The sequence below is a fragment of the Halarchaeum acidiphilum MH1-52-1 genome (genome assembly GCF_000474235.1).
GTDB classification, from domain to species: Archaea; Halobacteriota; Halobacteria; order Halobacteriales; family Halobacteriaceae; genus Halarchaeum; species Halarchaeum acidiphilum.
In genome coordinates, this window is record NZ_BATA01000023.1 from 23,305 (window position 1) to 33,014 (window position 9,710).

Genomic DNA, 9,710 nt, shown 5'->3' on the forward strand with positions numbered 1-9,710 from the left:
CGCCGGTCGCTAAAGCGTGCCGACACCGATCGCTAGGGCGCGGGTTCTTCCGCGATGCCGACGCCACCTCGCGGTGTGACGCCACGGACGCGCCTCGCCGTGCGGATCGCCTGCGTCCTCTTGCTCGTCTGCTCCGCGCTCGTGGCTGGCGCGGGAGCGGACGACGCGAGCGGCGCGCACGCGAGCGACGGGACCGCGAGCGGCGCGAACGCGGCGTCGGGCGCGCCGCGCATCGTCGCACTCTACCCGAACCCGGTCGCGCGGAACGATGCCGGCGAGTTCGTCACACTCTCGCTTCCGAAGGCGGTCGCCCTCGGCACGTGCGCGCTCGCGGACGACGAGGCGAGCGTCCCCCTCCCGAACGTCACCGCGGGTGGGCGGGTGACGCTCAGCACCGCACCGGATCGGACTCGACGCCTCGTCGACGGCCGCGTGCTCGGACGCTCGCTGCCGACGCTTGCGAACGCGGGCGAGCGGCTCGTCCTCGTCTGCGGCGGTGAGGTCGTGGACGTCGCGAGCTACGCGGACGCCCCGGAGGGCGAGCTGTACGAGAACGGGACGTGGCGTCCGCTCGGGCGGACGGCGTTCCCGATTCGCTCGGTGACGGACGCGCCGACGACGGTGTTCGCGCTCCCGGACGATCCCGGTTCGGTAACCGACGCGCTCCGCGGCGCGAATCGCCGGATCCTCCTCGGCGGCTACACGTTCACGTCGACGCGCGTCGCGACCCTCCTCCGTGACGACGCCAGACGCGGCGTCCGGGTCGGCGTCCTCGTCGAGGGCGGTCCCGTCGGCGGCGTCTCCTCCCGCGAGGCGCGCGTCCTCGATTCGCTCGCGGCGACGCCGAACGTCACGGTGACGGTGATCGACGGCCCGTACGCGCGCTACCCGTTTCACCACGCGAAGTACGCCGTCATCGACGACGCGGCGCTCGTCACGTCGGAGAACTGGGATCCGAGCGGCGTCGGCGGTCACGCCACCCGCGGGTGGGGCGCGCTCGTGCGGAACGCCACGCTCGCCGCCGACCTCGCCGCGGTCTCCCGGGCCGACAGCGGGTGGATCGACGGCGTCCCGTGGGCGAAATATCGAAGGAACGCGACGTTTCAGCCGCCGCATCCCGCGAACGCGACGTACCCGCGCGCCTTCGCGCCGCTGAACGCCACGGCGGATCGCGTCTCGCTCGTCGTCTCGCCGGAGAACTCCCGGCGGGCGCTGGTCGGCTTCGTCCGAAACGCCACAGACACACTCGACGTCGAGCAGATGGAGTTCAGCACCGACACCGCGCTCTGGAACGCGACGATCGCGGCCGCCGAGCGCGGCGTCCGCGTGCGCGTCCTACTGAGCGGCGCGTGGTACGCCCGCGAGGAGAACGCGGCGCTCGTCGCGCGCCTGAACGATCGGGCGCGCCGAGACGGTCTCGACCTCCGCGCGAGGCTCGCCGATCCGCGGGGGCGCTACGGCCACCTGCACGTGAAGGGCGCGATCACGGACGGCGAGCGCGTGCTGGTGGGGAGCGTCAACTGGAACGCGAACGCCGTGACCGCGAACCGCGAGACGGAGCTCGTGATCGACGATCCCGCGATCGGACGCTACTACGAGCGGCTCTTCCGCGCGGACTGGCGCGGCGGCGTCTGGACGCTCCCCCTCCCGGTACTCGTCGCGGCGCTCTGCGCGCTCGGGGTCGTGGTGTGGTATCTGCGACGGGCGGTCGCGTTCGCGGACTCGGAGACGGACTCGGAGACGGAGGCGGGGACGGGGGCGGGGGAGAAACGTCTCGGGTGGTCGGGCGAAAGAAGGGAGGACGTCGAGTAGGGCGGCGTCAGCGCGTCGGCGTGCTGTGCAGTTCCTCGTCGATCTCGGCGTCGGCCATCTTCGCGACGAGGGCGTCGAGCACCTCCTCGCGCATGCCGTTGACGAAGCGGATGGAGCCGACGACGAGGTGGCCACCGCCGGAGACGCCGGCGCCGGGGAACTCCTCGTTGAGTTCGGTGACCATCTGCGGGATGTCCATGCGGACCCCATCGGAGCGGAGGACGGCGAAGTCGGGACCGTAGCCGATGGTGATGACGGGTTCGCCCGTCTCCTCGACCTTGCGGTCGTGGATCTCGCCCGTCGTCTTCCCGGGCGCGGGGTACGTGAAGCGGTGGGCGTGGTTCTCGACGTCGATGCGGTAGAGGTGCGCGCCGGACTCGACGGTCTCGTGCTCGACGTGCGGCATGGCGGCGTCGAGTTGGAGGTCGACGTCGCGCTCGGCACGCTCCGCGAGCCACGGCACGAGTTCGCGCTGGCGCTCCTCGTCGCCGCCGACGTTCAGGACGTCGTTGATGAGGTCGCGGCCCGCGCTGTATCGGAGCCAGAACGCCTCGTAGTCGAGGGCCTCGCTGACGTCGTGGAGGAACTCCTCGTCGTAGCCGGCCTCGCGCGCGAGGTCGAGGTAGTCGCTCATCGACTCGGCCTTCGAGCGATCGGAGAGACCGGCGACGGCGGGGACGTGATCGAGGTCGTCGGCGATCGAGGGCGCGATCATGCGCGCGAGTTCGACGCACATCATGCCCGTCGTCACCCGGTAGTCCTCGCCGTGGAGGTAGGGGTTGACGTGCTCGTCGACGAGCGGATCGACGGCGGCGTGATCCGGGTGGTGATGATCGACGACGAGGATCGGGATGTCGTAGTGGCTGAGCGTCTCGTAGGCGGGCGTGTCCTCCTCCGTGGAGCCGTTGTCGAGCATGAGGAGGAGCGGGAGCTTCTGGCCGTGGCGCGCCTGATCTTCGAGGGCGAAGTTGAGGTCCCGCGTCGCGTCCTCCATCTCGTAGTAGGGCGCCTTGCTCGGCAGGCGCTTGAGGAGGTGGCGCTTGGCGTCGGGGTCCTCGTGGGTCTGCTCGATGAACCGTTCGAGGGCGAGCTGGACCGGGACGCTCGCGCACATCCCGTCGCCGTCGGCGTGGTGGCGCATCCGGATGGGACGCGATTCGAGGACGGTCCGTCGGAGGCGGCGGGCGACGGCGCGGAGGTCGGGGTAGAGTTCGCGCATCGCCGGCCAGTCGACGAGGGGATCGACGTCCGCGGGCGTCGCGCGCTCGGTCGTCGAGGCGTCGAGGCGGGCGCGGACGTGCTCCGCGGTGCCCGCATCGAGCGTTTCGAGATCGGCGATCTCGACCTGCACGGCGCCCTCGCGCTCCTCGACTTCGCCCGTGACGTGGACGACGTCGTCGATGGCGATGTCGGGATAGGCCCGGACGCCGGCCTCCTCGAAGGCGGTGCAGGGGACGGTCCCGCTCTCGTCGCGGATCCGGAAGACTGTCGGGCCGCCGGTCTGCTTGACTTGGACGACCTCGCCCTCGATGTGGACGGTGTCGCCGACGCGGCCGGCGAGCGCGCCCGCGGCGACGCGGTCGTAGGAGAACGCGCGCTCCTCGACGGCGTAGTCGTCGCCCTCGAAGCGCTCGAAGCCGAGGTCGCCGTTCTCGCGGATCTCGGTGAGTTCGACGACGACGTCGTCGCCGACGTCGTACTCGGCGTCCGCGGGGAGGACGGACTCGTGGAGCAGTCCGGAGATGTTCTCTGAGAGATCGACGAAGACGCCGTAGTCCACCACGCCGTTCACGGTCGCGGTGTACCGCTCGCCCACCTCGATGTCCTCGACGGTGCACGCGGGGGCGAGCCGGTAGACGACGGGCGTGGCGCCGTCGTCGGGGGAACCGTCAGTCATGCATTCGGTTTCGACTGGCACGGTGTTAAACTACCTGATAGCGGATTTCCCACGCCGCCCGACGCAGGTGCACGGGGGGATATCCCGCCGCACGGGAATCCCCGCACTGGAGCGGGGCGGCCGGCGGAGTCGGGTTCGCTGGTCTGCGGTGGTGTCGGAGCGTCCGGGTCGTCCCGCCCTCGAAAGGTTTAGCACGCGCCGGCGACCACCGTCAGGCATGGCGTTCCGCTCGCGGCCGGTGCTCGGCATCGCCGGGGAGACGCTCGATTTCGCCCTCGAAGCGGCCGAGGACACCCACCCGAACGAGTATCTCGGCGTCCTGCGCGGGACCCCGGCCGCGGAGTACGACCTCGACGGCGAGGGCGATCTGATCACGGACGTCCTCTTCATCCCGAAGACGTCGTCGAGTCCGGTGCAGGCCACCCTCCAATCCGATCTCGTGCCGAACGACAGCCACACGGTCGGGACGGTCCACTCGCACCCGAACGGCGTCCTCCGGCCGAGCGATCAGGACGAACAGATGTTCGCGCGGGGACGCGTCCACGTCATCCTCGGCGCGCCCTACGACCGGACGTGCTGGCGCGCGTTCGACCACGAGGGCGGCCCCGCGGATCTCGACGTCTACGACGTCTCGCTCCCCGATCCCGAGGAGTTCTTCGACTTCACGCAGGAGGACATCGACGCGGAACTGGAGGAGGAGGAGCGATGACCGAGCGCGTCGTCGCGCAGGGGACCTTCGACCTCCTCCACCCCGGGCACGTCCACTACCTCTCGGAGGCGAAGGCGATGGGCGACGAACTCCACGTCATCGTCGCGCGCCGCGAGAACGTGACGCACAAGGACCGGCCCGTCCTCCCGAATCGCCAGCGTCGCGACATGGTGCGCGCGCTCGATCCGGTGGACGCGGCGCGCGTCGGGCACCCGAGGGACATCTTCGCGCCCATCGAGGACATCGACCCCGCGACGATCGTCCTCGGATACGACCAGCACCACGACGCGGCGGCCATCGAGGACGAACTCGCGGCGCGCGGCGTCGACTGTGACGTCCGGCGGGCGTCCGCGCGCGACCCGACGTACGAGGACGAACTGCTCTCGACGGGCGCGATCGTCGATCGCGTCCTCGAACAACGCGCCTGACGCGGAAAACGGCGTTCTCGTCCCGCGTCACGCGCTCCCGTAGCGCTCGACCGCGTGGCCCCAGACGGCCATCGCGGACGGCGTGACGACGACGGAGAGGACGTAGGAGATGAAGATGCTGAGCGCGGTGACGGAGCCGAAGTCGCCGAGGATGGGCGTGATGGCGAGGACGAGCACGCCGATGCCGGCGACGGTGGTGAGCATGCTCCCGGTGAGCGCCCCGCCCGTCCCGCGGACGGCGACGTCGATGGCGTCGTAGAGGTCGCGCTCCTCGTACTCGTCGCCGAAGCGATGAACGATGTGCGAGGAGTAATCGACGCCGAGACCGATGCTGATCGAGAGGACGGTCGCGGTGAGCGCGTTCAGCGGAATGCCGAGGTAGCGCATCGCCCCCGCGAGGAGCGCGACGGTGACGACGATCGGGAAGAGATTGACGAGACCGAGCGTCGTGTAGTCGCTGAACACCCGGAAGCAGAGCAACAAGAAGAGCGCCGTCGCGAGGAGCGCGACCGCGAGGCTCTTGACCGCGGATTCGAGGATCGTGTCCGCGATGTACTGGAAGACGACCGGCTGGCCGGTCGCGATCGCGTTGAGCCGGTAGCGGTTATCGACGTTGTGGGCGTCCGCGACGACGTCCGCCTGACTCGCGTTCCCCTTCGTCGTGAAGACACGCGGGTCGCGCGCTCGTCGCGCGAGAGGTACTCCCGCGCCTGATCGTGGTACGGGGAGTCGAGCAGGCGGTCGTAGATCGTTCCGAGGTCGTCGTCGGGGATGCCGTTCCCGTTCACGTCGTTCTCGCGGACGAGGTGCCGGAACGACGCGTCCCGTTGCGCGTAGCTCCGGATGACGTCGATGATGCTCCGCGTGTTCGCGTAGCGCGAGGGCTCCGACGTCGCGAGCGTGCTCGAATTGCTGATGACGAACGAGTCCGGCGGGTCGTAGGACGCGTGATGGATCGATTCGAGCGCGTAGTCCTTGCGCAACGGCCCGCGTATGTACATGGTCACGGAGCCGCCGCTGCCGCTCGCCGCGGTGAAGTGCTCGTCGAGGTAGTCGAGCGTCGCGGTGGTGTGGTACTCGTGGGGGGCGAAGGGTTCGGGGAGCGTGTGGTACCAGCCGGGCGTCTGCGACGGCGGGAGGAAGTCGTCCTGACTGAACGACGTGTTGACGCCGGTCCCGTAGCCGGCGGCGACGGCCGTGAAGATCACGACGAGCGCGAGGAAGACGTACGGCGCCTTCCGCGCGACGAGTACGGGATAGGGGAGGAAGCGCCCGATGAGCGATCCCTCGCCGCCGAGGGGCTGCATCCCGAACTGCGGGATGTCGTGCTCCTCGCGCCAGCGGTCGGTGTAGACCTTCGCGGCGGGGAGGAAGATCCCGAAGATGAGGACGGTGAACGTGATGCCGATGGCGGAGACCAGCCCGAGGTCGCGGATCGGCCCGAGGCTGCTCGTGAGGTTCGCCAGAAAGCCGAGCACGGTCGTCCCGGTGACGATGAAGAAGGCGACGAGCAGCTGGTCGGTCGTCGTCTCCATGGACTCGACGACGCCGTAGCCCTCGCTGCGCTCCTCGCGATAGCGGTTGATCGCGTGGATCCCGAAGTCGATCCCGACTGCGAGGAGGAGGGCGGGGACGACGACGAGCATCTGGCTGAACGGGATGTCGGCGAGACCGAGGAATCCGAACGTCCAGATGATCGCCATGACGAGCGAGACGACGCCGATGAGGAGGTCGAGCGGGTCCCGATAGCTGAAGACGAGGAAGAGCAGGATGAGGATCGCGGCGGCCGGAACGACGATGAGCAGCGAGTCGGTGATGACGTTCCCGAACTCCGCGGAGAGGATGCCGCTCCCGAAGACGGTGACGTCGGACGTTCCGCCGCGCTGGACGACGCTCTGCACTCGCTGTTGGACGGTCGTCACGGGACTGCTCCCGCCGCTCGTCCCCGCGGATGAGGAGTCGGAGCCGGGGATCTCGTGGGTGACGACGCCGACGGTCGCGCTCGCGCTCGCGGCCTCCGGGTTGAAGTCGTTACTCAGCGACCCCGCGAGACCGCCGCCGGCCGCTCGCTTGACCGCGGCGTCGATCTCGCTCGGCGTCGCGTCCTCGACGGTGTCGATGCGCTCTCGCTCCGTTCGCGCGCTCGGATCGAGCGTCGTCGCGATGGTGTCGGCGACGCTCGACGTGGCGGCGACGTGCAGATTCTCGCGCTCCCGGACGCGTTTCTCCGTGCGCAACATCCGCAGGAGCGCGGGCTTCGCGAGCACGTTCTGGTCCCGCTGGATGAGCTGCGTGCTCGCGGTGTCGGTCCCGAAGGACGTCCCGAACTTCTCATCCACCTGATCGAGCGCCTGCTGCGCGGGGCTTCCCGAGGTGAACTGACTGGTCCCCGAGGAGGTCGAGATGCCGCCCAATCCGGCCGCGAGACCGGCCGTCACGAGCAGGAACACGAGGATGACGGTCCCCGGGCGCTCCCCGACGAGGTAGTCGATCCGGTCGATGACGGCCTGATAGTCGAGATCGACCATCAGCGGCGCTTGTAGTAGACGTACCCGCCGCCGACCACGAGCAGGAGGACGACGATGCCGCCGATGAGACCGAGCGGCGGCCCGCCGCTTCCGCCGGACTCGTGGACGGCGAGCGGGACCTGATAGTAGTCGGAGAGCTTCGTCTCGCCGTCGGTGTCGTCGTACTGGAAGTCCATCGAGACCGGGTAGGTCTTCGACAGCGCGCTCCCGGTGGCCGCGAAGGAGAACGCGATGGTCTCCGTCTCGCCGGGCGCGAGCGACGAGACGAACGCCTCGTCGTCACCGGTCGAGATCGGGTCGTCGGCGTACACCTTCGCGTTCACGTTCGTGACCGGCCGGTCGCCGTTGTTCGTGACGTGGAAGCGGACCGTCCCGCTCCCGCCGGCCGAGAGCGTGCCGTTGACCGGTTCGACGACGAAGCGATCGCGCTCGGCCGCGACGGGGACGGTGGCCGGGAGGGGATCGCTCTGCTGGCTGTCGTTGAACTGGTTCTTGTAGGAGACGGTGAAGTCGAACTGTCGGGGACCGGACTCGGCGCTGTCGCTGACCTCGACCGGGAAGGTGACGGTCGCGACGTCGCCGACGCCGAGGCGCCCGAGGGCGTACTCGTCGCGTTGCGGCGTGATCGCGTCGTCGCTCGTCGCGAGGCGAACGGTGGCGTGATCGATGGCGACCGGGCCGTCGTTCGAGACGACGACGGAGACGTTGCCGTCGGTGCCGACGCGCAGGTCGCTATCGACGTGGCCGACGTCGAGGTCCTGCTCGGGCTTTGGGCGGAGCGTCGAGACGAGGCGGTTGGCCTCGCGGGTGACGCCGTCGGCGTCGGCGAACGTGATGTGCAGCGGGACGGAGTAGTCCCGGACCGACGTGGTGTCGGCGATGGCCGCGCTGTACGAGAGCGTCTTCGTCTCGCCCGGCTCCCACGTCGCGACCGACGTGCTCGCGCTCTGGCCGGTCGAACCGAACGTCAGCGCGTCGGTTCCCGAGGTCGCTTCGGCGACGACGTTCGTCGCGACCTCGCTCCCCGTGTTCTTCACCGTGACGTTGTAGGTGCCGCGCTGATTCACCTGCGCGTTCGTCGTCGAGTTCACGACGCTGAACGTCGCGCGGTCGCGCACGACGACGGGCACGCGGAACGTCTTGGTCTGCTGATAATCGACGTATTCGGGCTGTTCGGGGTCGTAGTTCACGGCCCCGGTGTACTTGTACTGGGCGCGGACGTTCAGGTAGTAGGTGCCGGGCTTCGTTCCCTCGGGAACGGTGAGCTTGATCGAGTAAGGACCGTTCGTTCCGTCCACGATGTTCCCGGCGGGATACTGCTTCGTGTGGACGGTGATCGGGCTGCTCCCGCCCGAGATCGAGAGCTGCGTCGAGCGCGCGGTCTTCACGCGCTCCTGATACTCGGCCGCTCCGCCCTGCGTGAGGACGCCGTCGTTTTGCACGTAGAGGTCGAGCGTCGCCTCCGTTCCGGTCGTGAATTCGTTGTCGGTGACCGAGGCGTGGAGGTCGGGGTGGCCCGCGACGGTCTTGTTCGCCGCGGAGACGGAGACGACCCCGAACGCGCTCGCGCCCACGAGGAGGAGCGCGACGAGCGCGACGCCGAGGCGCCGGTCGCGAGTCATTGTCGAACGCCCATGGGTGCCGTGAGCGAAGCGATGTCGTCGGTCGGTCGGTGCGAAACGAGTGCGTACACGAGAGTCTGACCGAACGTTCAGTCGCCTCCCACATAAATCGTACCACACGGCGCTCGGCGCGTCGCGGAGCGGTGGGTCTATGCGTCACAGCGTCGTTCGTGCGACAAGGATGCGAACGCGACGGGATGTGCTCGCGACCGCCGGCGCGGCGTGCGCGGGGCTACTGGCCGGTTGTACCGGGACGAACGGCGGCGGGAGTGGAGACGGGACGACCGAGACGAACTCGACGACGCGGACGTTGACCGACGTTGACGTCCCGGACGATCCGGACGTCACGACGGTGGACTCGATGCCGACGCCGGTCCGCGGCGATCCGGACGCCGACGTGACCGTGACGGTCTTCGAGGACTACGCCTGCCCGCACTGCGCGCACTACGCGACGGAGGTCATGCCTCGGATCGTCGAGAACTACACGAAACCCGGAACGGTCCGCTACGAGCACCGCGACTTCCCGATTCCGGTGAGCGAGGAGTGGTCGTGGGCGGGGGCGAACGCGGCGCGCGCGGTGCAGGACGCCCTCGACGACGCGGCGTTCTTCGAGTACACCCACACGCTCTTCGCCCATCAGGACGCGTACGTCGATGCGGGCGCGCGCGGGTACGACTACCTCGGGACGGTCGCCGCGGATCTCGGCGCGGACGC

Annotated in this window: 6 protein-coding genes and 1 pseudogene; 4 read left to right on the top strand and 3 right to left on the bottom strand. The window is 69.4% G+C overall.

Annotated features, from left to right (window positions below; all coding sequences use genetic code 11):
- Positions 1-75: 75 nt before the first annotated feature.
- Positions 76-1,812: a phospholipase D-like domain-containing protein gene (locus tag AOZ13_RS05990; protein WP_021780094.1), complete on the top strand. Its 1,737-nt coding sequence runs from the start codon at positions 76-78 to the stop codon at positions 1,810-1,812.
- A gap of 7 nt (positions 1,813-1,819) precedes the next feature.
- Here AOZ13_RS05990 and AOZ13_RS05995 read toward each other — a convergent pair whose 3' ends face one another.
- Entirely contained in the window at positions 1,820-3,709 is a 1,890-nt protein-coding gene (locus AOZ13_RS05995; RefSeq protein WP_020221289.1) for a DHH family phosphoesterase, read from the bottom strand.
- Between the two features lie 217 nt (positions 3,710-3,926).
- Between AOZ13_RS05995 and AOZ13_RS06000 the strand changes: the two genes are divergently transcribed.
- A complete protein-coding gene (locus tag AOZ13_RS06000; protein ID WP_020221288.1) occupies positions 3,927-4,418 on the top strand; it encodes a Mov34/MPN/PAD-1 family protein in 492 nt (163 codons plus the stop codon).
- Positions 4,415-4,846 carry an adenylyltransferase/cytidyltransferase family protein gene (locus AOZ13_RS06005; RefSeq protein ID WP_020221287.1) on the top strand — a complete coding sequence of 144 codons (432 nt, stop codon included), beginning with the start codon at positions 4,415-4,417 and terminating at the stop codon, positions 4,844-4,846. The genes AOZ13_RS06000 and AOZ13_RS06005 overlap by 4 nt, the downstream gene beginning before the upstream one ends.
- A gap of 27 nt (positions 4,847-4,873) precedes the next feature.
- Here the strand turns inward: AOZ13_RS06005 and AOZ13_RS15655 are convergent.
- Positions 4,874-7,374, bottom strand: a pseudogene (locus AOZ13_RS15655) (efflux RND transporter permease subunit).
- Positions 7,374-8,996 carry a COG1361 S-layer family protein gene (locus AOZ13_RS06015; protein WP_049933905.1) on the bottom strand — a complete coding sequence of 541 codons (1,623 nt, stop codon included), beginning with the start codon at positions 8,994-8,996 and terminating at the stop codon, positions 7,374-7,376. Before AOZ13_RS06015 ends, AOZ13_RS15655 begins: the two are co-directional and overlap by 1 nt.
- Before the next feature lie 181 nt (positions 8,997-9,177).
- Between AOZ13_RS06015 and AOZ13_RS06020 the strand changes: the two genes are divergently transcribed.
- Positions 9,178-9,710, top strand: a 533-nt coding sequence (locus AOZ13_RS06020; protein WP_159103060.1) for a thioredoxin domain-containing protein, incomplete at its 3' end; no start/stop codon positions are given.